The 21,867-nt window shown below is 69.3% G+C and carries 20 protein-coding genes, 1 tRNA gene and 1 CRISPR repeat array (1 of these 22 only partly in view); of the genes, 20 read left to right on the forward strand and 1 reads right to left on the reverse strand.

Going from position 1 to position 21,867, the window contains the following annotated elements; all coding sequences use genetic code 11:
- Positions 1 to 96 precede the first annotated feature (96 nt).
- Positions 97 to 1,671, reverse strand: coding sequence for a phytoene desaturase family protein (locus JCR33_RS19645; protein WP_198883826.1), 1,575 nt, complete (start codon positions 1,669 to 1,671; stop codon positions 97 to 99).
- 123 nt (positions 1,672 to 1,794) lie between these two features.
- Between JCR33_RS19645 and JCR33_RS19650 the strand changes: the two genes are divergently transcribed.
- The 20 genes from JCR33_RS19650 to cas2 all read left to right on the forward strand — a co-directional run bounded on the left by JCR33_RS19650 (position 1,795) and on the right by cas2 (position 21,315).
- Positions 1,795 to 2,574, forward strand: coding sequence for a cyclase family protein (locus tag JCR33_RS19650; protein ID WP_198883827.1), 780 nt, complete (start codon positions 1,795 to 1,797; stop codon positions 2,572 to 2,574).
- A gap of 2 nt (positions 2,575 to 2,576) precedes the next feature.
- Complete coding sequence (locus JCR33_RS19655; protein ID WP_198883828.1) at positions 2,577 to 3,209, forward strand: NAD(P)H-dependent oxidoreductase; 633 nt, start codon at positions 2,577 to 2,579, stop codon at positions 3,207 to 3,209.
- On the forward strand, positions 3,206 to 4,774 hold the full coding sequence (locus JCR33_RS19660; RefSeq protein WP_198883829.1) for a phytoene desaturase family protein: 1,569 nt from the start codon (positions 3,206 to 3,208) through the stop codon (positions 4,772 to 4,774). The genes JCR33_RS19655 and JCR33_RS19660 overlap by 4 nt, the downstream gene beginning before the upstream one ends.
- Before the next feature lie 5 nt (positions 4,775 to 4,779).
- Positions 4,780 to 5,241 carry a MarR family winged helix-turn-helix transcriptional regulator gene (locus JCR33_RS19665; protein ID WP_198883879.1) on the forward strand — a complete coding sequence of 154 codons (462 nt, stop codon included), beginning with the start codon at positions 4,780 to 4,782 and terminating at the stop codon, positions 5,239 to 5,241.
- A gap of 94 nt (positions 5,242 to 5,335) precedes the next feature.
- Positions 5,336 to 7,483, forward strand: coding sequence for an indolepyruvate ferredoxin oxidoreductase subunit alpha (locus tag JCR33_RS19670; RefSeq protein WP_198883830.1), 2,148 nt, complete (start codon positions 5,336 to 5,338; stop codon positions 7,481 to 7,483).
- A gap of 9 nt (positions 7,484 to 7,492) precedes the next feature.
- The gene (locus JCR33_RS19675) at positions 7,493 to 9,055 is read left to right on the forward strand and encodes an indolepyruvate oxidoreductase subunit beta family protein (RefSeq protein WP_198883831.1); all 1,563 of its coding nucleotides are present in this window, start codon (positions 7,493 to 7,495) and stop codon (positions 9,053 to 9,055) included.
- Between the two features lie 15 nt (positions 9,056 to 9,070).
- On the forward strand, positions 9,071 to 9,868 hold the full coding sequence (locus JCR33_RS19680; protein WP_198883832.1) for an alpha/beta hydrolase: 798 nt from the start codon (positions 9,071 to 9,073) through the stop codon (positions 9,866 to 9,868).
- Positions 9,869 to 9,979: 111 nt separating this feature from the next.
- Positions 9,980 to 10,831 (forward strand): isocitrate lyase/PEP mutase family protein, encoded by an 852-nt coding sequence (locus tag JCR33_RS19685; RefSeq protein ID WP_198883833.1) that lies wholly within the window; start codon positions 9,980 to 9,982, stop codon positions 10,829 to 10,831.
- Positions 10,828 to 11,175 carry a TfoX/Sxy family protein gene (locus JCR33_RS19690; protein ID WP_198883834.1) on the forward strand — a complete coding sequence of 116 codons (348 nt, stop codon included), beginning with the start codon at positions 10,828 to 10,830 and terminating at the stop codon, positions 11,173 to 11,175. The genes JCR33_RS19685 and JCR33_RS19690 overlap by 4 nt, the downstream gene beginning before the upstream one ends.
- Positions 11,172 to 12,395: a kynureninase gene (kynU, locus tag JCR33_RS19695; protein ID WP_198883835.1), complete on the forward strand. Its 1,224-nt coding sequence runs from the start codon at positions 11,172 to 11,174 to the stop codon at positions 12,393 to 12,395. Before JCR33_RS19690 ends, kynU begins: the two co-directional genes overlap by 4 nt.
- 111 nt (positions 12,396 to 12,506) lie before the next feature.
- Positions 12,507 to 12,583, forward strand: a tRNA-Arg gene (locus tag JCR33_RS19700).
- A gap of 142 nt (positions 12,584 to 12,725) precedes the next feature.
- Entirely contained in the window at positions 12,726 to 13,085 is a 360-nt protein-coding gene (locus JCR33_RS19705) for an integrase core domain-containing protein (protein WP_198883836.1), read from the forward strand.
- Between the two features lie 282 nt (positions 13,086 to 13,367).
- Positions 13,368 to 15,602, forward strand: a complete 2,235-nt coding sequence (locus JCR33_RS19710; protein ID WP_198883837.1) for a CRISPR-associated endonuclease Cas3'' — start codon at positions 13,368 to 13,370, stop codon at positions 15,600 to 15,602.
- A gap of 73 nt (positions 15,603 to 15,675) precedes the next feature.
- A complete protein-coding gene (gene cas5c / locus JCR33_RS19715) occupies positions 15,676 to 16,365 on the forward strand; it encodes a type I-C CRISPR-associated protein Cas5c (protein WP_198883838.1) in 690 nt (229 codons plus the stop codon).
- Positions 16,362 to 18,092, forward strand: coding sequence for a type I-C CRISPR-associated protein Cas8c/Csd1 (cas8c, locus tag JCR33_RS19720; protein WP_198883839.1), 1,731 nt, complete (start codon positions 16,362 to 16,364; stop codon positions 18,090 to 18,092). The genes cas5c and cas8c overlap by 4 nt, the downstream gene beginning before the upstream one ends.
- Entirely contained in the window at positions 18,089 to 19,054 is a 966-nt protein-coding gene (gene cas7c / locus JCR33_RS19725; protein ID WP_198883840.1) for a type I-C CRISPR-associated protein Cas7/Csd2, read from the forward strand. Before cas8c ends, cas7c begins: the two co-directional genes overlap by 4 nt.
- Positions 19,055 to 19,056: 2 nt before the next feature.
- On the forward strand, positions 19,057 to 19,344 hold the full coding sequence (locus JCR33_RS19730) for a GIY-YIG nuclease family protein (RefSeq protein WP_198883841.1): 288 nt from the start codon (positions 19,057 to 19,059) through the stop codon (positions 19,342 to 19,344).
- Complete coding sequence (gene cas4 / locus JCR33_RS19735; RefSeq protein ID WP_408628773.1) at positions 19,284 to 19,997, forward strand: CRISPR-associated protein Cas4; 714 nt, start codon at positions 19,284 to 19,286, stop codon at positions 19,995 to 19,997. Before JCR33_RS19730 ends, cas4 begins: the two co-directional genes overlap by 61 nt.
- Positions 19,994 to 21,025: a type I-C CRISPR-associated endonuclease Cas1c gene (gene cas1c / locus JCR33_RS19740; RefSeq protein ID WP_198883881.1), complete on the forward strand. Its 1,032-nt coding sequence runs from the start codon at positions 19,994 to 19,996 to the stop codon at positions 21,023 to 21,025. The genes cas4 and cas1c overlap by 4 nt, the downstream gene beginning before the upstream one ends.
- On the forward strand, positions 21,025 to 21,315 hold the full coding sequence (gene cas2, locus JCR33_RS19745) for a CRISPR-associated endonuclease Cas2 (RefSeq protein WP_198883842.1): 291 nt from the start codon (positions 21,025 to 21,027) through the stop codon (positions 21,313 to 21,315). Before cas1c ends, cas2 begins: the two co-directional genes overlap by 1 nt.
- A gap of 193 nt (positions 21,316 to 21,508) precedes the next feature.
- Positions 21,509 to 21,867: direct repeats of the CRISPR family, unit length 32 nt; unit sequence GTCGCCTCTCGCGCAGAGGCGTGGATCGAAAC; it runs 203 nt beyond the window's last position.

Consider the following 21,867-nt stretch of genomic DNA (forward strand, 5'->3'; position numbering starts at 1 on the left):
ATTCTTAGGGAAAACGACGCGTCCTGGGGATCGTAGCGACATAAAATTTCGATGGAAAGACCAGACACGTTCTGGTCGAGTCCGGGCGGTTGGCGCTCAGCGGCCGGCGAGGCGGCGCCCGACCATGTAGCCGGAGCCCGCTCCCGCCCCGGCGCCCGGCCAGGTCGAGGCCCCGACCATGAAAAGGCCGGCGACGGGGGTCGCGTGATCCGCCATGCCGATCGCGGGGCGGAACAGGAAGTTCTGGAAAAGGTGATGGCTGCCGCCGAGCGAGTCGCCGCCCACGAGGTTGCGGTTCATGCGCTCCAGATCGTCGGGCGCCATCACGGTGCGGGCGAGGATCGTGGTGGCGAAGCCCGGGGCGTAGCGCTCCACGATGTCGACGACGCGGTCGGCCATCGCCTCCTTGATGTCGGCCCAGGCGCCGGGGCGGACGGCATCGAGGGCGTCGCCGCGCACCGTCCCTGGAACGACGCGCACCTGGAGCCACAGGACGTGCCGGCCGTGCGGCGCGCGCGAGGGGTCGATGGCGGTGGGCTGCCCCACCACGATGGCGGGTTCGGCGGGCAGGCACCCCGCCATCGCCTCGGCGTAGGCCCGCGACAGCGTCGCGAGCGAGGGGGCGAGGTGGACGTAGGCGAAGCGCTTGAGGTCGTCGCCCGCCCGCCAGTCGGGCAGCGAGGTGGCGGCGATGTGGATCATCATCGTGCCGGGGCCGTGGCGGAAGGCGGTGAGGCGGCGGTCGGTCGCAGCGTCGCCGGTGCTGCCGCCGAGGAGGCGGAGGAGGCCGCTCGGGGTGACGCTCGCCACCACCCGGCGCGCCGCCACCACTTCGCCGCCGGCAAGGCGCACCCCCGCCGCCCGGCCGCCCTCGCGCACGATCTCGGCGACCGGGCTCGCGGTGTGGATCGCCCCGCCCGCCGCGCGGACGGCGCCGGCGAGAGCGCGGGGCACGACGTCGGCACCGCCCTTGCCGACAACCATGCCGAACGCCTGGTCGGCCATCGCTTCGAGGTAGGGGAAGAGGGCGCCGCCGGCGGCGTCGGGCGGGAAGTCGAGATGCATCGCCCAGGGAGCGAGGAGGGCCTTCACGTCGGGATGCTCGAAGGTGGCGTCGAGGAAGTCGCGGGGGCTCGAGGCGAGGAGGCGCATCGTCTCCAGCGTCCAGCCCCAGCCCTTCGCGCGCACGGTGCGCCAGAGGAGGCCGGCGACGGCGCGCCGCCGCATCGGCGTGCCGAGGACGGCGAAGAGGTGCGGCGCGTCGGCGGCGAAGCCCTCCGAGAGGCGCTGCCAGGCATCGGCGTCCGCCGGGCTCTTCTGCGCGATGCGGGCGACGTTCGTCTCGACGTCGGTGGAGACGCCGAGGAAGCTCCCGTCGGCAAAGGCGCTCGCGAAGCAGTCGCTCGCCGGGGCGTAGGCGAGGCCGTGGGCGGCGAGCGTCTCGCCGTGCTCGGCGGCAAACGGCGAGCCGGCGAAGAGCGAGAGGTTCATGGCGAAGAGGTCGTGGCGGAAGCCCGGCAAGGTGATCTCTTCGGTGCGGATCGCGCCGCCCACCGTGTCGGCGGCCTCGAAGAGCGCCACCGACATGCCGCGCGAGGCCATGTGGAGCGCGGCGGCGAGGCCGTTGTGCCCGGCCCCGATCACCACCGCGTCATAGGTTGCGTCCGCCATCCCGCGTCCTCCCGTCTCGCCCGCTCGCGATCGAAGGACGCGGGCGGGCCGAACGCAAGAGGCGTTTGCATTTGCATGGATCTTGCTTCTACGCTTCCGGCGCCATTTGGAGGAAATCTGGCGATGTCAGCACTCAAGGAGTTGGCCGAGGGCCTGTTGTCCGGGGCGATCGAGGTGGTGGACTTGTCGGGACCCTTGGGGCCCGACACGCCGCTCCTGAAGCTGCCGCCGGAGCTCGCCGTCGACACCCCGAAGATCGAGATCCACAAGATCTCCGAATACGACAATAACGGGCCGTTCTGGGCGTGGAACTGGCTGAAGCTGGGCGAGCATTCCGGCACCCACTTCGACGCGCCGATCCACTGGATCACCGGCAAGGACGTGCCCCACAACACCACCGACTCGCTGCCGATCCAGAAGGTGGTGGCACCCGTCAACGTGATCGACTGCTCCAAGGAGGTCGCGGCGGATCCGGACTTCCTGCTGACGGCCGACGGGGTGCGGGCATGGGAGGCCGAGCACGGCGCGATCGAGCCCGGTACCTGGGTGGTGATGCGCACCGACTGGCACAAGCGCAACCACTCGGAGGCCGAGTTTCTGAACGCCGACGCCACGGGGCCGCACTCGCCGGGGCCGACGCCGGACTGCATCGAACTCGTGGTGGAGCGCGGCGCCGTCGGCTGGGGCACCGAGTGCATCGGCACGGACGCGGGCCAGGCGGGCGGGATGGATCCGCCCTTTCCGGCCCACAATCTGCTTCACAAGAACAACCGCTACGGCCTCGCGAGCCTCGTCAACCTCGACAAGCTGCCGGCGAAGGGGGCGATCCTCATCGCGACGCCGCTGAAGATCGTGCACGGCACCGGCAGCCCGGTGCGCGCGATCGCGCTGGTGGCGAAGTAGGAATGGGGTGCGGCGGGCTCCGGTTCGCCGCGCCCGCCGCCGCCGTGAACCTTCTCCTCGTCAACGGCCACCACCCCTATTCGGGGGCGAAGGGAGCGCTCGCCGACGCCTTCCTGGCGCGCGCTCGGGCTCTTGCCCGGGCAAGGGGCGACGCGGTGCGCGAGACCCACGTCGCGACCGATTGGGCGATCGACGAGGAGGTCGATCGGCACGTCTGGGCGGACGCCGTCCTCTACCACTATCCCGTCTACACGATGAGCGTGCCCTGGCGGACGAAGCGATATCTCGACGAGATCTTCACGGCCGGGATGGATGGGCGGATGTCGAAGGGGGACGGCCGCTCGCGGCGCGATCCGACCGCCGAATACGGCATGGCGGGCGTGCTGACGGGGACGCGCTACATGCTGTGCGTGACCTTCAACGCGCCGGCGGCCGCCTTCGACGATCCGGCCAAGCCCTTCTTCCAGGGGATGAGCGTCGACGATCTGATGCGCCCGGTTCACCTCGCCATGAAGTTCGTCGGCATGCGGCCGCTGCCCTCCTTCGCCGCGTTCGACGTGCACAAGAACCCCGACACGGCCGGCGATCTCGCCCGCTTCGAGCGTCACATCGAGGAGCATCTGGTGCCGGCATGAACGCGTACCATCACATCATCGTGGGGGCGGGCATAAACGCGCTGGTGTGCGCCGCCATGCTGTCGCGCAAGCGCCGCGTGCTGGTGCTGGAGCGCGAGGCGGTCGCCGGCGGCACCATGCGCACGGCGACGCTCGCCGAGGGCTTCACCTACGACCCGCTCGCGACCACCTTCGTGCTCTTCATGGCCTCGCCCGCCTATGCCGCGCTCGGCGAGGCGCTGGCGGCCGAGGGGCTGACGTTCGCCAAGACCGCCCATCCGACGGGCGTCCTGATGGTGGACGGGCGGGCGCTGGCGCTCTCGAGCGATCGGGCGGCGAACATCGCCGCGTTCGACGCCCTCGCCGCCGGCGACGGAGTGCGCCACGGCGCGGAGATGGCGGGGATCGAGCGCGATGCCGACCTCATCTTCGGCCTCTTCAACAACCGGCTGTGGAGCGCGGCCACGCTGAAGCGGCTGGCGCGCGAGGCGATGAAGCGTGGACCGCGGGGGTTCGCCGCCTTCTTCGGCGAGGCGCTCGTCACCAACCGGCGGCGGCTCGAGCACGACTATGGCAGCGATCTCGTGGCGGCGCTGTCGGCGCCGTGGCCTCTTCATGCGGGGCTGACGCCGGAGCAGCCCTTTTCCGGCAAGATGGCCGAGGTGATGATGTTCGCGCTCGAGGCGATCGGAGCGCCCGTCGCCGTGGGCGGGGCGGCGCGCGTCGCCGAGGCGCTGGTGCGGGTGATCGAGGCGCGCGGCGGCACGGTGCGCACCGGCGCCGAGGTGGCGGCGGTGACCGAGGCCGGCGGCCGGGCGAGCGGGGTGCGGCTCGCGACCGGCGAGACGATCGCGGCGCCTTCGGTGATCTGCTCGGTGACGCCGGGTCAGCTCTATGGCCGCCTCCTCGCGGGCTGGTCGCTGCCGGAGGGGGTGACGCGCGACGTGCGGCGCTATCACCGCGGGCGGGCCGATATGCAGCTCCACTACGCGCTGAAGCGGCCGATCGCCTGGCCCGACGCCTCGCTCGCCGACGTGCAGCTCGTCCACCTTTGCGACGGGGTGGACGCCGTCTCCAAGGCGAGCAACGAGGCCGAGCGGGGGATGCTGCCCGAGCGGCCGACCGTATGCGTCGGCCAGCCGACGGCCGCCGATCCCTCGCGCGCGCCCGCCGGGCAGGCGGTGGTGTGGATCCAGCTTCCCGACTGCCCGCGGGTGCTGAAGGGCGATGCGGCGGGCACCATCGAAACCCCCGCCGACGGGCGGTGGACCGAGGCGGTGCGGGAGGCCTATGCGGACCGGGTCGAGGCGATGATCGCCGCGCACGACCCCGGCTTTCGCGACCAGGTGGTGGCGCGCCGGGCGCTCTCTCCGGTGGATATCGAGGCGATGAACGTCAACCTCGAAGGCGGCGACCCCTATGGAGGGTGGTGTGGGCTCGATCAGTTCTTCCTGTTCCGGCCCTTCGCGAACCAGGTGAACCACCGGACGCCGGCAAAGGGGGTCTCGATGATCGGAGCGTCGACCCATCCGGGCCCGGGGCTTGGGGGAATGTCGGGCTATTTGGCGGCGGAGGCGCTGACGTGAGTGACATGGTGGCCGCGACGGCGGAGGAGGACGCGCTCGATCTGGAGACGTTCGCGCCCTACCTCATCAACCGCATCTCGGCCCGCTACAACATCGACATGGCCGAGGCGCTGCGCGAGCACGGGCTGACGACGCCCAAGATGCGGGCGCTCGCCGTCCTGAAGGTGAAGCCGGGCATCACCGTCAACGAGCTCGCCGTCTACGCGGTGATGGAGCAGTCGACCATGAGCCGCACGCTCGATCAGATGGAGGAGGCGGGGCTCGTCGTGCGCAGCGCCCGCGAAGGCGACGGGCGGGTGCGCGAGGTGGCGCTGACGCCGGACGGCGAGGCGGCCTTCGCCGAGGTGCTGCCCATCGTGCGCGCGCAGGAGGAGCGGATGTTCGCCGGGATCGGCAAGCGCGACCGGGCCGCCTTCCTCAGGACGTTGCACAAGATGCTGAGGAACATCCGCCAGCATCCCTTCTGAGGCCGGGCTCGGGGGTCGATTGCAAGCTGGCCCGTCCTATGCATTTGAATAGATCGAAGCGAGAATTGGTGGAATTCGGCACGGAGGACGAGCCATGGCCGAGCGATCCTTTGCGAAGGAGGTCCAGCAGCTGAAGATCGGCGCCGGGGAGGAGTTCCGCGGCGAAGGAATCCTCGCCATCACCAAGGCGCTGCTGCAATGCGGCGTCGGCTATGTCGGCGGCTATCAGGGGGCGCCGATCAGCCACCTGATGGACGTGCTCGCCGACGCCGAAGAGATCATGTCCGACCTCGGCGTGCACCTCGAGGCGTCGGCCTCGGAGGCGGCGGCGGGGGCGACGCTCGCGGCCTCGGTGCACTATCCGATCCGCGGCGCCGTCGCCTGGAAGTCGACGGTGGGCACCAACGTCGCCTCCGATGCGCTGGCGAACCTCGCCTCGGGCGGGGTGCTGGGCGGGGCGCTCATCATCGTCGGCGAGGACTACGGCGAGGGCTCCTCGATCATGCAGGAGCGCAGCCACGCCTTCGCGATGAAGAGCCAGATCTGGCTGCTCGATCCGCGGCCGAACCTTGAAAGCATCGTCAAGGCGGTGGAGGACGGGTTCGAATTGTCGGAGGCGACCAACACGCCGGTGATGCTCGAGGTGCGCATCCGCTCGTGCCACGTGCATGGCCGCTTCAAGGCGAAGGACAACAAGCGGCCGACGATGACGGTGGCCGAGGCGCTGGAGAACCCGCAGCGCGACACCAACCGGATCGTGCTGCCGCCGGCCTCGTTCGGGCACGAGCAGGAGAAGATCAAGGTTCGCTGGCCGAAGGCGCTGGAGTTCATCAAGGAGCGCAAGCTCAACGAGCATTTCGGGCCCGATGAGGGCAAGGTCGGCATCGTCTGCCAGGGCGGCATGTACAACGGGGTGATGCGCGCGCTGCAGCGGCTGGGGCTCGCCGACCTCTACGGCGCGTCGGCGGTGCCGATCTACTGCCTCAACGTGACCTATCCGCTGATCCGCGAGGAGATCGTCGACTTCTGCCGCGGCAAGGATGCGGTACTCGTGGTGGAGGAGGGGCAGCCGGAGCACATCGAGCAGGCGATCGGCGACATCCTCTATAAGGCCGGCGGCACGGCGAAGCTCGAGGGCAAGGGCATCCTGCCGATGGCGGGCGAGTACACCGGGGCGGTGATGCTCGCGGGGCTGACGGACTTCCTGCGCGCCTATCAGCCGGAGCTGTTGCCGGCGCAGGAGCGCTCGCCGAACGATCCGGAGGAGCGGGTGGAGCTGCCCGACCTCACCGGCAAGGTGCCGGTGCGCCCGGCGGGCTTCTGCACCGGCTGCCCGGAGCGGCCGATCTTCGCCGGCATGAAGCTGATGGAGAAGGAGCTCGGCGAGCACCATGTGGCGGCCGACATCGGCTGCCATCTCTTCTCGATCCTGCCGCCGTTCAACATCGGCGCGACCACGATGGGCTACGGGCTGGGGCCGGCATCGGCCTCCGCCTTCAACGTGAAGGCGAAGAAGCGGCCGATCGCGGTGATGGGCGACGGCGGCTTCTGGCACAACGGGCTGACGTCGGGCATCGGCAACGCGGTGTTCAACCAGCAGGACGGGGTGATCCTCGTCGTCGACAACTATTATTCGGCGGCGACGGGCGGGCAGGACATCCTCTCCTCGCGCGCCGACAACCGCTCGCGCTCCACCCGCCATCCCATCGAGGAGGCGGTGAAGGGGCTCGGCGTCACCTGGGTGCGGCGCATCGACCGGACCTACGACGTCGGCAAGGTGCGCGACACCTTGACCGAGGCGCTGACGACGGAGGAGACCGGGCCGAAGGTGATCGTCGCCTCCTCCGAGTGCATGCTGAACCGGCAGCGGCGCGAGAAGCCGCTGGTGGCGAAGGCGATCAAGGCGGGCAAGCGCACGGTGAAGCCGCGCTTCGGCGTCGACGAGGACGTGTGCACCGGCGACCACGCCTGCATCCGCCTGTCAGGCTGCCCGTCGCTGTCGGTGAAGACGCTGGACGATCCGTTGCGGGACGACCCGGTGGCGGCGATCGATTCGTCCTGCGTCGGCTGCGGCAATTGCGGCGAGGTGGCGGAGGCGGCGGTGCTGTGCCCGTCGTTCTATCAGGCCGACGTGATCCACAACCCGACGCCCTTCGAGACGAAGGTCGCGAGCTGGCGCCGCGCCGTCATCGGCTGGCTGCAGCGGCGTCGGGACCGGCGGCGCCTCGTGTTCGCGCGCTAGGAGGCGGCGATGAACGTCCATGTCGAACCCGGCGGCGCGCGTGGCGGCGCGGCGGGCGTCATCAAGCTCGCGATCCTCGCGGTGGGCGGGCAGGGGGGCGGAGTCGTCACCTCCTGGATCGTCGCGCTGGCGGAGGCCAACGGCTACTACGTGCAGTCGACCTCGGTGCCGGGCGTCGCGCAGCGCACCGGGGCGACGATCTACTATGTCGAGATGGTGCCGGAGGGCGAGGCGACGCCCATCCTGTCGCTGATGCCGGCGGCGGGCGACGTCGACATCGTGCTCGCGGCCGAGCTGATGGAGGCGGGCCGCGCGATCCAGCGCGGCTTCGTGAGCGCGCAGACGACGCTGATCGCCTCCTCCCACCGCGCCTATGCGGTGGCGGAGAAGGCGGCCCCCGGCACCGGCATCCTCGACGGCGCGCCCATCCTGGAGGCGGCGGAGGCGGCGTCGTTGCGCTTCCTGTCGGCCGACCTCGAGCGGGTCGCGGTGGCGAACGGATCGGTGATCTCGGCGAGCCTCTTCGGCGCGCTGGCGGGGTCCGGCGCGCTGCCCTTTGCGAAGGAGGCGTTCGAGGCGACCATCCGGGCGTCGGGCAAGGGCGTCGGGCCGAGCCTTGCCGCCTTCGCGGCAGGCTTCGAGGCGGTGACCGCCTCAGCGCCCACGCCGGCCATGGGCGAGGCCGGCGCGACCACGCCGGCGGAAGCGCCGGAGGTCACCGGCCCGGCGGCGCTGCGGTCGGAATGGGCGGCGCTCTGCGCGCGCGCCGACGAGCTGCCGAGCGCGGCACGCACCATGGCGCGGCGCGGCCTTGAGAAGGTGGTGGACTATCAGGACCTTCTCTACGGCGCCGAATATCTCGACCGGGTCGAGATATTCGCCGCGCTCGACCGCGCGTCCGGCCGCACCGACGGGGCGCTGACCGAGGCGGCTGCCAAGGCGATCGCCAACGCCATGGCCTACGACGACGTGATCCGCGTCGCCGACCTCAAGGTGCGTGCCTCGCGCGACCGGCGGGTGCGGCGCGAGGTCGGGGTCGGGGTCGGCGCGCTTCTCAACGTCACCGAATATATGCACCCGCGCGCCGAGGAGATCTGCGCGGTGATGCCGGCGGGCATCGGCACCTACGTGCTCGGCCACCGCTGGGCCTACGGCATCGTGGAGCGCCTGTTCTCCAACGGGCGGCGGGTGCGCACCGACCGGCTGCGCGGCTTCTTGCCGCTCTATGGTCTCGCCGCGCTGCGGCCCATGCGGCGCCGGCTGCTGCGCCATCGCGCGGAGGTGGCGCACATGGAGGCCTGGCTCGCGACGGCGCAGCGCGTCGCCGCCTCCGACCACGACCTCGCGGTGGAGATCCTGAGGTGCCGCCGGCTCGTGAAGGGGTACAGCGACACCCACGCCCGCGGCCTCTCGAAGTTCGACCGGGTGCTGTCGGCGCTGCCGCTCCTCGAGGGGCGCGCGGACGCGGCGGCCTGGCTGTCCCGGCTGCGCGCGGCCGCGCTCGTCGACGAGGCGGGCGAGGCGCTTGACGGAGCCCTGAAGACTGTGGCGACGCTCGACGCACCGACCTGACGACGGGGAGCGCCGATGGAGACACCCACCGATCGAGCCTACGAAAACAGCGCCTATATTCCCGATGCCGACGCCTTCACCCACCGCTGGGCCGCGGCGGCACGGGCCTTTCGGGCCGACGCGCGCCGCCGTCTCGACGTCGCCTACGGCCTCGGGCCGCGCGAGCGCTACGATCTCTTTCTGCCCGAGGGCGCGCCGCGCGGGCTCGTCGCCTTCATCCACGGCGGCTACTGGATGGCCTTCGACAAGTCGTCGTGGTCGCACCTTGCGGCGGGGCCGCTCGCGCACGGGCTCGCCGTGATGGTGCCGAGCTACCCCTTGTGCCCGCAGGTGCGGGTGGGGGCGATCGTGACCGCCGTCGGCGCCGCGATCGACCATGCCGCCGAGACCGTCGCCGGACCCATCGTGGTGTGTGGCCACTCCGCCGGCGGCCATCTCGCGGCGCGGATGGGGTGCCGCGATGCGCCGCTCACGGAGGGGGTGGCGGCGCGGGTGGCGCGGATCGTGTCGGTTTCCGGCATCCACGATCTGCGCCCGCTGCTTACGACGCGGATGAACGAGACGCTCGGCCTCGACCTCGCCGAGGCGCGCCGCGAGAGCCCGGTCCTCGCCGACCCGGCCGACGTCGACCTCGTGACCTGGGTCGGCGACGGGGAACGGCCGCAGCTGCGCCGCCAAAGCCGGCTCTTGTCGATGATCTGGGAGGGGCTCGCCCGCTCGGTGCGCCACGTGGAGGCGCCCGACCGGCACCATTTCGACGTGGTGGAGGACCTTGCCGACCCCGCCTCGGCGCTGACGCGGGCGCTGCTCTGACAGGATCTCTGGCGGATCGTGCGATGCGGCCGCGTCTCGCTTCCCCGCGGCGACGTGTGGCTCTAGGCTGGGTGAGCTCGCCGCGCCGGCCGCAACGCTCCGGAGACCCCCGTGCCAGGTCCTCACCCCGCCCCCCTCGCGCCGCCTCTGCGGGACGAAGCCGCGAGCCGGTTCCGCGCCCTCCACGCTGAGTTCCTCGTGCTGCCCAACCCCTGGGACGCCGGCACCGCCCGCCTTCTCGCCGATCTCGGCTTTGCGGCCATCGCCTCTTCCTCGGCGGCGCAGGCCTGGGCAGAGGGCAAGCCTGATGGAGCGATCGGCCGCAAGAGCGCCATCGCCCACGCCGCCATGCTGTCCGCCGCGTCCGGGCTGCCGGTGAACGGCGACTTCGAAGCCGGCTTCGGCATCACCCCCGCCGAGGTGGCCGACACGATCGAGGCGGCTCTCGAGGCGGGCGTCGCCGGCTGCTCGATCGAGGACACCGCCCACGACCGGCCGGAGCCGATCTTCGACGAGATCATGTCGTGCCGTCGCCTCGAGGCGGCCCGCGACGCGGTGGAGCGGGCCGGCAGCGACTTCGTGCTCACCGGGCGCTGCGAGATTCTCGCCTTCGACGTGCCCGATCGCCTCGCCATCGCCTGCCGGCGCTTGAAGGCCTACGAGGCGGCGGGGGCGCACGTCGTCTACGCGCCGGGCCTCACGCGGGCCGAAGACATCGAGCGGGTGCTCGTCGAGGTGTCCGTGCCGCTCAGCGTGATCGCGGGCGTCGGCGGGGTGAGCGACGATCTCGCGGCGCTCAAGGCGCTGGGCGTGTCGCGGGTGACGCTCGGCTCCAACCTCTACAAGGTGGCGCTCGGCGCGTTTGTCACCGCCGCCGAGGGGTTGCGCGAGGCCGAGCGGGCCGATCTGCCGGGCAAGCTCACCTCCGCCTTCTTCGACGACCGCTTCGAGCGCAAGAGATGACCGAGGCCGACGTGCGCGAGCTCTTCGCCCCGGTGACGCCTGTCACGGTGCGGCGGATGTTCGGCGGGCTCGGCGTCTATGGCGAGGCCGGCATCTTCGCCCTCGTCGCCCACGGCGAGCTCTTCATGAAGGTGGACGGGGAAACGCGCGACGCCTTCGAGGCGGCCGGGTCCACCCCCTTCGTCTACGACGGATCGGGAAAGACGGTGACGATGCCCTATATGCGCCTGCCCGCCGAGGCGTTCGACGACGAGGAGCGGCTCGTCGCGTTCACCCGCCTCGCCCTTGCCGCCGCCGCCCGCGCGCCCGCCCGGCCGCGGCGCTCGGCACGGGGCGCGCGATGAGCGCCGCGACCCGCGCCGAGGCGGCGGCGCTCGACGCCGCCGACCCTCTCGCCCATCACCGCGCCGCGTTCGACTTGCCCGACGTGATCTATCTCGACGGCAACTCGCTCGGGCCGCTGACGCGGGCGGCGCGCGAGCGCGTCGCCACGGTGGTGGGCGAGGAGTGGGGGGAGGGGCTCATCCGCTCCTGGAACACCGCCGGCTGGGTGGATCTGCCGACCCGCGTGGCGGCCAAGATCGCCCCGCTGATCGGCGCGGCCCCGCGGGACGTGATCGTGACCGACTCCACCTCCGTCAACCTCTTCAAGGTGCTGTCGGCGGCGCTGTCGGAGGCTTTGCCGGGGCGCCGCACGATCCTCTCCGAGCCCGGCAACTTTCCGACCGACCTCTATATCGCCGAGGGCGTCGCGGCGGGGGAGGGGGCGGCGCTGGCGCTGTCGGACGACCCGCTTGCCGCTCTCGACGAGAGCGTGGCGGTGCTGATGCTGACCGAGGTGGACTACCGCACCGGCCGCCGCCACGACATGGCCCGCGTGACGGCCGCCGCCCATCGCGTCGGGGCCCTGACCGTCTGGGACCTCGCCCATTCGGCCGGGGCACTGCCGGTGGACCTTGCCGGCGCAGGCGCCGACTTCGCCGTCGGCTGCGGCTACAAATATCTGAACGGCGGGCCGGGGGCGCCGGCCTTCCTCTACGTCGCGCCGCAGCATCAGGACGCGACGCAGCCCCTGTCGGGATGGTTCGGCCACGCCGCCCCCTTCGCCTTCGAGCCCGCCTATCAGCCGGCGGCGGGCATCGAGCGCTTCCTGACCGGCACCCCCTCGGTCATCGCGATGAGCGCGCTCGACGCGGCGCTCGACGTCTTCGCCGACGTCGATCTGACGGCGGTGGCGGCGAAGTCGGCGGCGCTCGCCGATCTGATGATCGCCCGCGTCGACGCCCTCTGCGGCGACCATCTGACGCTCGCGAGCCCACGCTCGGCGGCGACGCGCGGCAGCCAGGTGTCGTTCCGCCATCCCTCGGGCTACCCGGTGATGCAGGCGCTGATCGCGGCGGGCGTGATCGGCGACTTCCGGGCCCCCGACATCCTGCGCTTCGGCTTCACGCCGCTCTACACGCGCTTCGTGGACGTGTTCGACGCGGTGGACATCTTGGCCGACATTCTCGCCGCGCGCCGGTGGGATGCGCCGCAATTCCACCGCCGCGCGGCGGTGACGTGAATTCTGAGTGGTTTGGTGGCGAAGTGGTGTTGCAAAGCGTCGTCGCCCCGGCTAGATGAGGGCTCCCGCGGGACACGCTCCCGCCCCGGGCCCCGCCCGGGACCCAGGCAGGCGCCGGTAGCTCAGCTGGATAGAGCACCAGACTACGAATCTGGGGGTCGGGGGTTCGAATCCTCCCCGGCGCGCCATATTGCCAGTAACATACTGTTTTCCATGGTAATTTTCTAGGCGTTCCCAGCAATCGGCAGGTGAGCGTTCCCAATCGCGTTCACGCTCCACCCTCGATCATGCGCCTCGACGCTGACGTTTCTCGACCAGCTGGTCGAAGAGATGCCCGTCTCGATCCAGCGCATCCAGACCGGTCGCGGCCAGGAGTTCTTCGCCTACGCGGTTCAGGAGCGGCTTCGCTCGTGGAGCATCAGGTTCCGCCCGATCCGCCCGCGGTCACCGCATTTCAACGGTAAGGTCGAACGGGTGCAACGGACCGCGCCCGACGAGTTCTGGCCGATGGTCGACCTCAAAGACCCGGAGCTCGAAGCGCGACTGGCGGAGTGGCAGCACGTCGACAACTGGGCGCGTCCGCACGACAGCCTCGGTGGCAGCGCTTCCACCGGCGAGGACATCGCTGCGTCGTATGACCCGAACGCCGAGCCCATCCTGCCGCGCGACCACTGGCCGGCGCGACGCTGACGAGTGAAACGATGTCAGCAGATCCCACACTCCACAGTTGAAGCTAGCAGCGCAGAGCGAATTGTGGCGATCGCGAAGCGGTTTTAGACAAGGAATTACCGCGAAGAAATTCAACTACTTGAGGTGGCGTTAGCGTCTATCCAAAACGCACGGCAACGACTGCTACGGGCGGCTCGGCACGCGATATCCGCCCAAGCCGACTATCAGGACGATCGCGGGTCGGCGCCCAAACGGCTCGCCGAGACCGTTTTTCGCTGGCATCGTTCGCTTTTGGGAATTCCGATGTTTTATGCGCACTCGACTGACCGATCGGATCGCACGGACTGGCAAACACTTCAGCAACACCTCGAAGCGGTCTCCGAGGATGCCGCGCGGCGCGGCGAGCCGCTAGGGATCGCGCCAGCAGCCCGGCTCGCTGGCCTACTGCATGATCTCGGTAAGTATACGCCCGCCTTCCAGGCACGGCTCGCCGGTGCCTCGGAACGAGTCGACCACTCGACGGCGGGGGCGGCCGTGGCCCTTGGGCTCGCCGCAACGGGGGACGACCGGTATGTTGCCGAGCTTGTCGCCCACGCCATCGCCGGTCATCACGCCGGACTGCCCGATCGGATCGGCCAAGGCGCGCTCGATGATCGGTTGAAGATGTTCGACCCGACGTCGCTCGCCCCGATGTGGCGTGACGAGATCGTGCCGGAGGCGAAGGGGCTGATGCCCACCCTCGACTGGGGTGTTGGCAAGGAGAGCTTCCTGTTCCGCTTTGCTCTTCTCGGGCGAATGATCTTCTCTTGCCTTGTGGATGCCGACTATCGCGACACGGAGGCCTTCTACGGCACCGTGCCGGCAGCGCGGCGCGAGCAGCCGCCGCTCGCCGAGCATCTTCCGGGCTTTCTCGAGCAGCTGAAGAAGCATCTGGCGGCCCTTTCCGGCGAGGGAGCCGTCAACTGCCTGCGCGGCGAGATCCTCCAGCACGTCCGCGAGCGGGCGGTGGAGGCGCCGGGGCTCTTCACGCTCACCGTGCCGACAGGCGGCGGCAAGACGCTCGCCTCGCTCGCCTTCGCGCTCGACCATGCCAACCGGCATGACCTGCGTCGCATCATCGTCGCCATCCCCTTTACGTCGGTCGTTGACCAGACCGCCGCTCTTCTGCGCGGTATTCTCGGCGCCGAGACCGTTTTGGAGCACCACGGCGCCATCGAAGTGGAGGGGCGGTCGAGCGACGCCGATAGCGGGGCAGACAAATTGCGCCTCGCCATGGAGGACTGGTCGGCACCCGTCGTGGTGACGACGCATGTGCAGCTCTTCGAGAGCCTCTTTGCCGCACGACCCTCACGCTGCCGCAAGCTGCACAACATTGCCGGCAGCGTCATCGTGCTCGACGAGGCGCAAACGCTGCCACGCCACCTCCTTGCACCGACGGTGCGGATGATCGACGCCCTCGCCGCCAACTGGCGCACCTCGGTGGTGCTATGCACCGCCACCCAGCCCGCCTTCGACGCGGAGCGGCTGACGAAGGGGCACCCTTTGGCGCTGCCGCTCGCGGGGCGCGAACTTGCACCCGACCCGGCGCGGCTCGCCCGGGAGATGAAGCGGGTGCGCCTTCATTTTGGCGGTGCGATGGACGACACAGCCCTGGTGGGAGCGCTCGGCGAGACCGGGCAAGGCCTCGTCATCGTCAACAGCCGTGGGCATGCGCTGGCGCTCTACCGGGCCGCAGTCGCGGCCGGGCTCGACGGTATGGTTCACCTCACGACCAGGCAGTACGCAGCGCACCGGCGACGGATCCTCAAGGACGTTCGCGACCGGCTTGATGTGGGGGCGCCGTGTCGGGTGGTCGCGACGTCGCTGGTGGAGGCCGGCGTTGATCTCGACTTTCCGCGGGTCTGGCGCGCCGAGGCGGGGCTCGACCAGATCGCCCAGGCGGCGGGCCGCTGCAACCGCGAGGGGCGCCGGCCGGTGGAGGAGAGCATCGTCACGGTGTTCGAGGCGCCGAACAATCCGGCGCCGCCCGAGATCAAGGGCCTCGTCGGCGACCTCGCTCGCATGGCGCACAAGCATGACGACCTCCTCTCGCCAGATGCGATCACCGACTATTTCGGCGAAGTCTATTGGCGGCTCGACAGCGGCATCGACCGCGAGAGGATCTGCGACATGTTCCGGGCCGATGCCCGTGGCACGAACTTCGCGTACCGCAGCGCGGCCGAGGCTTATCGCATGATCGAGAGCGGAATGGTGCCGGTGATCGTGCCGCGCGAGACCGAGGCCGTGGCGGCCGTCGCCGACCTTGCGATTGCCGACGTGCCGTCCGGCCTTCTTGCGCGGCGGCTGCAGGCGCATCTCGTGCAGGTGCCACCGAAGGCACGGATTCGGCTCCTCGCCAACGGCCATGTCGCCTTCATCGCCCCCGAGATGCGCGGTGATCAGTTCGCCGTCCTACGCACGCTGTCGTTTTACGAGGAGGATATCGGGTTGGTGTGGGAGGACGCAGACTATCTCGAGGCGGAGAGCCTCTTGGTCTAAGGTGAGAGTCGATTCACCGATTGCCATATTGTCATTCATCCCTCAGTATAAGTTTCATTCGAGTGAAAATTAGATGACCTACGGTATTCACCTTCACGTCAGCGGGCCTTTTGCCTGCTTTACCCGCCCCGAGATGAAGGTCGAGCGGGTGTCCTACGACGTGATGACGCCGTCGGCAGCCCGCGGCATTCTGGAGGCGGTCCACTGGAAGCCAGCGATCCGTTGGGTGATCGACTCGATTCACGTCCTCAAACCGATCCGTTTTCAGTCGATCCGGCGCAACGAGGTCGGCGCCAAAGCTTCCTATGCCGCGGCGAAGAGCGCCATGCGGCGTGGCGACGTGAACGGCCTCGCGCTGCGGATTGACGAGAACCGCCAGCAGCGCGCGTCCACCGTGCTCGTCGACGTCGCCTACGTCATCGAGGCGCACTTCGAGATGACGGCGAAGGCGGGGCCGGACGACAACCCGGCCAAGCACTTCGACATGTTCAACCGCCGTGCCGCGCGCGGCCAGGCGTTCGTGCAGCCGGTGCTCGGCACCCGCGAGTTCGACGCGCGCTTCACCCTGGTGCCGCAGGGAACGCCGACACCGGTGCCGGAGGAGACCGAAGGCCTCGGCTTCGACGCGCCGCGGGATCTCGGCTTCATGCTCTGGGACGTCGATCATGACACTCCCGGCAAACCCTCCATGTTCTTTCGCGCCACACTCACCAATGGGGTGTTGATGGTGCCGCAACCGGGTTCCCCGGAGATTCTCAAGTGACGATCCTGTCGGCCCTCGCCGCAGCGACGCTGCCGGACGCGCCACCGGAGGGCTATGCGGAAGGGAAGGTCTCGATTCTCGTCTCGCTCGAGCCGGACGGCCGTGTGGCGAACGTTGCGGATCTGCGCATCCCGCGCGGCAAGAAGCTCACTCCGACGACCATGATGGTGCCGGCGCCGGTGAAACGCACCTCCGGGATCGCGCCGAACTTTCTGTGGGACAAGACCGCCTATGCGCTCGGCGTGACGGCCGGAGCCGGCAAGCGAACCGCCGAGGAGCACGCCGCCTTCGTCGCGCGCCACGAGGAATGGCTCGCCGGCACGAACGACGAAGGTCTCGTGGCGTTCCTCGCCTTCCTGAGGGACTGGTCGCCCGAGCGCTTTTCCACCCCCGAATGGCCAGTGGAGGCGATCGACGACAACGTCGTCTTCTGCCTCGAGAGCGAACGCCGCGCCGGCGTTCGCTTGCACGACCGTCCCGCCGCGAGAGCACTCTGGGCACGCCTCGGCGCGAAGGACCCGGCAAGCGACATCGTCTGCCTTGTCACCGGCGAGAGAGGTCCGCTCGCGGAGCTCCACCCGTCCATCAAGGGCGTTTGGGGTGGGCAGACGGCGGGTGGCTCGATCGTCTCGTTCAACCAGGACGCGTTCACCTCCTACGGCCACGAGCAGGGAGCGAACGCACCCGTCTCTCAGGCAGCGGCGCTCGCCTACACCGGGGTGCTCAATCGGTTCCTCGCCCCCGGCAGCGGGCACCGCGTGCAGATCGGCGACGCCTCCACGGTCTTCTGGGCCGAGGCGGCAGACGCGGCGGTCGCCGAGACTGCAGCAGGGGTGTTCAGCCAAGCCTTCGGCAACACGATCGACAGCGAGATCGAGGCCGCCCGGGTCGGCGCCGTGCTCGAGGCGATCCATCGCGGCAGGCCACTCGTCGAGGCCGCGCCGGATCTCGCTGAAGGGGTGCGCTTCTACGTCCTCGGCCTTGCGCCAAACGCGGCGCGGATCTCGATCCGCTTCTGGCTGGAGGACGACTTCGCCACGCTGATGCATCACTACGGCCGCTTCGCCGAAGACATCCGCATCGAGCCCGCTCCGCGCGACGGGGTTCCCCCGCTGTGGCGCTATCTCCTGGAACTCGCGCCCCAGGGCAAGCGCGAGAATGTGCCGCCGAACCTCGCCGGCGAGGTGATGCGCGCGATCCTCACCGGCGCCCGCTACCCACAATCGCTCCTCGCCGCGACGCTAATGCGCATCCGTGCCGACCGCCGCGTCGGCCCGCTGCGCGCCGGGCTCGTCAAGGCGCTTCTCGCCCGCAACCATTCTGGGAGGCCACCCGTGGCGCGCGACGTCGACAACCCTTCCGCAGCCTACCAACTCGGCCGGCTCTTCGCCGTGATGGAAGCCGCACAATATGCCGCGCTCGGCCGGGTCAACGCCCCGATCGGCGACCGCTACTACGCCGCCGCTTCCTCGACCCCTGCCCGCGTCTTTGCCGCCCTGATGCGGGGCCTCAAGACCCACGTCTCGGATGCCCGCAAGCGTGGTCGCGGCGGCTGGATCGAGCCGCGAGTTGAGGAAATCGTCAGCAAGCTCGAACCAGATCTGCCGAAGACGCTGTGCCTCGAGGACCAGGGCCGCTTCGCTCTCGGCTACTACCACGAGAAGTCATACCGGCCGCCCGAGACGGTGGTTGAGGACAAGACGCCCGCTGAAGGAGACGCCGAATGACCAAGGGCACCCCGATCGCCAATCGCCACGACATCGTCGTTTTGTTTGAGGTGGTGAACGGCAATCCCAACGGCGATCCCGACGCCGGCAACATGCCGCGCATGGACCCTGAGACCGGCCACGGCCTCGTCAGCGACGTGTCGCTGAAGCGCAAGATCCGCAACTACGTGGAGATGACCCGCGAAGGCGTGCCGGGCGACCGCATCTACGTGACCGAGGGCGCCGTTCTCAACGAAAAGCACCGCGAGGCCTACCTCGCCAAACGGCCGGACGACGCCGGCGTCGCCAAGGCCTCCAAGCTCACGCCGAAGTCGGACGAGGAGGCGAAGGCGATCCGCGACTTCATGTGCGAGAATTTCTACGACATCCGTACTTTCGGCGGGGTTCTTTCCACCGGCATCAACGCCGGTCAGGTGCGCGGCCCCGTCCAGTTCGCCTTCGCCCGCTCGGCCGAGCCGATCCTGCCCCTCGAAGTCTCGATTACCCGCATGGCTGCGACGAACGAGCAGGAGAAGAAGCAGCGCGTCGAGGGTGAAACCGAGGACGATTCCGAAAAGCGGGGCGACAAGCGCACTATGGGCCGTAAGCACATCGTTCCTTACGGCCTCTACCGGGCGCACGGCTTTGTGTCCGCTAAGGTCGCGGAGAAGACTGGTTTCTCCGAGGAGGACCTCGACCTTCTCCTCGCCGCATTGGAAGAGATGTTCGAGCATGACCATTCGGCCGCGCGCGGGGAGATGGCGACGCGCAAGCTGATCATCTTCCGCCACGACAACGCCCTCGGTCGCGCCCCGGCGCACGCGCTCTTCGACCGCATTCGCATCGGCCGGGCCGTCGACGGCGAATTCCGCGAGATCGATGCGCGGCTCGACAATCTCGCCCCGGCGCGCTCCTTCACGGACTACGCCGTCACGATCGACCGGGAGGGTCTGCCACAGGGCATAGAGATCATCGAGAGGTAGAGGTGCCGACGATCTATCGCATCACCTATCCGAACGGAAAGATCTATGTCGGCAAGGACCTCACCGACACGCTGACCTATTTCGGCAGCCCGAACGCGGCGCTTGTCAGCGCCGACTTCCCGCCGCCGGATCGCGTCTCGTTCACGCTCACAAAGGACATCCTCTGGCGCTCGGACATTGCGAGCCCGCGCGAGGTCGCCGCGCAGGAAGTCGGCTTCATACGCACGCTTTGCGCCAACAACCCGGCCATCGGCTACAATCGCTGGCCGAGGTTCGCCGCGTGGTCCTGACGGCGAGCGCGGACGAGCGCGACACCGAGCCGATCCCGATCTCGGCCCTGCAGCACGTCGTCTACTGCCCGCGCCAGGCCGCACTGATCCACCTGGAGCGGATGTGGGCGGAAAACCTCCAAACCGCAGAGGGCCAAGTCGTCCACCTCGCCTCCGACCGGGGCGACAGGCGTCAGGCGCGGGGCGTGCGTCGCGTCCACGCGCTGCCACTCGCCTCCGCCCGGCTCGGCATTGCCGGGATCGCCGACCTCGTGGAGTTCATCGCAGGCCCAGACGGCGAGATCGCCTATCCCGTCGAGTACAAGCGCGGCAAGCCGAAGTCGCACAAGGCTGACGAGGTGCAGCTGTGTGCCCAGGCCCTCTGCCTCGAAGAGATGACCGGCCATCCCGTCTCGGAGGGCGCCATCTACTATGCGACGACCCGCCGCCGTCTCGTCGTCGCCATCGACGACAGCTTGCGCAGGACGACCGAGGCCGCCATCGCGACCCTCTCCGAGATTCTCGCTTCGGGCGTCACGCCGCCGCCGACGACCGAGAGAACCCGCTGTCGCGCCTGCTCCCTCGCCGAGTTGTGCCGTCCCAAGGCGAGCATCAAAGACGCCGTAGGGTGGCGCGCACGGACGCTCGGCACCCTCCTCAAGGAGGAGCCATGAAGAAGCTCCTTAACACGCTCTACGTCACCACGGAGGGTGCCGCTCTGCGCAAGGATGGCGAGAACGTCGTCGTCCTGCTTGACGGTGAGGAGCGTGTGCGTGTCCCCTTCCACATGCTCGCCGCCATTGTCGCGTTCGGGGCGATCGCTCTGACGCCGGCGCTGATCGGGGCTGCGGCCGCTGCCGGTATCACCATCACGCTGCTTGAGCGCTCCGGCCGTTTCCAGGCGCGCGTCGAGGGACCGATCGCCGGCAATGTTCTTCTGCGGCGCGCTCAGTACCGCGCGGCGGACGCGCCATCCGAGATCGTCCGCTCGCTGGTGCTCGGCAAGATCGCGAACCAGCGGGCCGTGCTCATGCGCGCTTTGCGCGACTACGGCACGCCGCGCGAGGGCAAAATGGCCGAGGTGGAGAGCGTGGCGCGGCGCCTCGCGACGATCCTGCGTCGCGTCGAGAAATCCGCGGACACGACCGACCTCCTGCGCGGCGCGGAAGGGGAAGCGGCAGCGCTCTACTTTATGGTCTTCGGCCATCTGATCCGTTCCGAAGCCGCCGAATTCCGCTGGACGGTCCGCTCGCGACGGCCGCCGCTCGATCCGCCGAACGCGCTTTTGTCGTTCCTCTATACCCTCCTCGTCCACGACTGCCGCGCGGCTTGCGAAACCGTCGGCCTCGATCCCGCCGTCGGCTTTCTACATCGCGACCGACCCGGCCGGCCGAGCCTCGCGCTCGACCTCATGGAGGAGTTGCGTCCGGTTCTCGTCGATCGGCTCGTCCTGTCGCTCATCAACCGCCGACAGGTGATCCCGCGCGACTTCATCGCCGCCGAGACCGGCGCGGTCACGCTGACGGACGATGCGCGGCGAACCGTGATCGCCGCGTGGCAGGAGCGGAAGAAGGAGGAGCGGTTGCACCCGTTCCTGGAGGAGGCCGTCCCGTTCGGTCTCGTCCCCTATGTTCAGGCCCAGATGCTCGCCAGGACCTTGAGAGGCGACCTTTCGGCCTACCCACCCTGGTTCTGGACCTGATGCTCGTCCTCGTCACCTACGACGTCGCCACGACGACGCCGGGCGGCGCCCGCCGCTTGCGCCGGATCGCGAAGGCGTGCCGGGACTTCGGCCAGCGCGTACAGCTTTCCGTGTTCGAGATCGACGTCGACCCGGCGCAGTGGGCCTTCCTCAAGTCTTGTCTGGAGGCGATCATCGATCCGTCCTGCGACAGCCTGCGCTACTATTATCTCGGTGCCGAATGGAAGCGCCGTGTCGAGCACGTCGGCGCAAAGCCCGCGACCGACCTCGACGGTCCGCTCATCGTATGATGGGGCTGTGCCCGACGCGGTGCGAACCGCAAGCGTGCCGACATTCCCGGGAGGTTCGCAGATGGATCAACGCATTGGCGGAGAAAGACGTTTTCGCTGCTCGATGAAAGCCGACTGTTGGCCTCGCGCGGTGTTCCGAAGCGTTCGCAATCCCGGACAGAATTGCCGTTGTGCTCAAGGTGCTTGATGATAGGCCGCCTCTCGCGCAGAGGCGTGGATCGAAACAACCAAGTCAGCGATGCCGCAGTCGCTGAGGGCGGGTCGCCTCTCGCGCAGAGGCGTGGATCGAAACATCGACGGCATCGCCCTCAGTGGCGATACCGACAGTCGCCTCTCGCGCAGAGGCGTGGATCGAAACGTCGCTGCCAATAAGGCCGAGGATTAACCTCCGGTCGCCTCTCGCGCAGAGGCGTGGATCGAAACGATAACCTCAACGTTTGTTGAGGCCGCTCCGTAAGTCGCCTCTCGCGCAGAGGCGTGGATCGAAACATTGCTCGCGATCTCCGTGATCGCGCTCTCAACGTCGCCTCTCGCGCAGAGGCGTGGATCGAA

It is taken from the genome of Acuticoccus mangrovi (genome assembly GCF_016411865.1).
Lineage (GTDB): Bacteria > Pseudomonadota > Alphaproteobacteria > Rhizobiales > Amorphaceae > Acuticoccus > Acuticoccus mangrovi.

What these genes read in the sequence shown, in the direction of transcription:
- JCR33_RS19645 (WP_198883826.1), bottom strand. Translation starts at nt 1,671, where the DNA reads ATGGCGGACGCAACCTATGACGCGGTGGTGATCGGGGCCGGGCACAAC.
- JCR33_RS19650 (WP_198883827.1), top strand. Translation starts at nt 1,795, where the DNA reads ATGTCAGCACTCAAGGAGTTGGCCGAGGGCCTGTTGTCCGGGGCGATC.
- JCR33_RS19655 (WP_198883828.1), top strand. Translation starts at nt 2,577, where the DNA reads ATGGGGTGCGGCGGGCTCCGGTTCGCCGCGCCCGCCGCCGCCGTGAAC.
- JCR33_RS19660 (WP_198883829.1), top strand. Translation starts at nt 3,206, where the DNA reads ATGAACGCGTACCATCACATCATCGTGGGGGCGGGCATAAACGCGCTG.
- JCR33_RS19665 (WP_198883879.1), top strand. Translation starts at nt 4,780, where the DNA reads ATGGTGGCCGCGACGGCGGAGGAGGACGCGCTCGATCTGGAGACGTTC.
- JCR33_RS19670 (WP_198883830.1), top strand. Translation starts at nt 5,336, where the DNA reads ATGGCCGAGCGATCCTTTGCGAAGGAGGTCCAGCAGCTGAAGATCGGC.
- JCR33_RS19675 (WP_198883831.1), top strand. Translation starts at nt 7,493, where the DNA reads ATGAACGTCCATGTCGAACCCGGCGGCGCGCGTGGCGGCGCGGCGGGC.
- JCR33_RS19680 (WP_198883832.1), top strand. Translation starts at nt 9,071, where the DNA reads ATGGAGACACCCACCGATCGAGCCTACGAAAACAGCGCCTATATTCCC.
- JCR33_RS19690 (WP_198883834.1), top strand. Translation starts at nt 10,828, where the DNA reads ATGACCGAGGCCGACGTGCGCGAGCTCTTCGCCCCGGTGACGCCTGTC.
- kynU (WP_198883835.1), top strand. Translation starts at nt 11,172, where the DNA reads ATGAGCGCCGCGACCCGCGCCGAGGCGGCGGCGCTCGACGCCGCCGAC.
- JCR33_RS19705 (WP_198883836.1), top strand. Translation starts at nt 12,726, where the DNA reads ATGCCCGTCTCGATCCAGCGCATCCAGACCGGTCGCGGCCAGGAGTTC.
- JCR33_RS19710 (WP_198883837.1), top strand. Translation starts at nt 13,368, where the DNA reads ATGTTTTATGCGCACTCGACTGACCGATCGGATCGCACGGACTGGCAA.
- cas5c (WP_198883838.1), top strand. Translation starts at nt 15,676, where the DNA reads ATGACCTACGGTATTCACCTTCACGTCAGCGGGCCTTTTGCCTGCTTT.
- cas7c (WP_198883840.1), top strand. Translation starts at nt 18,089, where the DNA reads ATGACCAAGGGCACCCCGATCGCCAATCGCCACGACATCGTCGTTTTG.
- cas1c (WP_198883881.1), top strand. Translation starts at nt 19,994, where the DNA reads ATGAAGAAGCTCCTTAACACGCTCTACGTCACCACGGAGGGTGCCGCT.
- cas2 (WP_198883842.1), top strand. Translation starts at nt 21,025, where the DNA reads ATGCTCGTCCTCGTCACCTACGACGTCGCCACGACGACGCCGGGCGGC.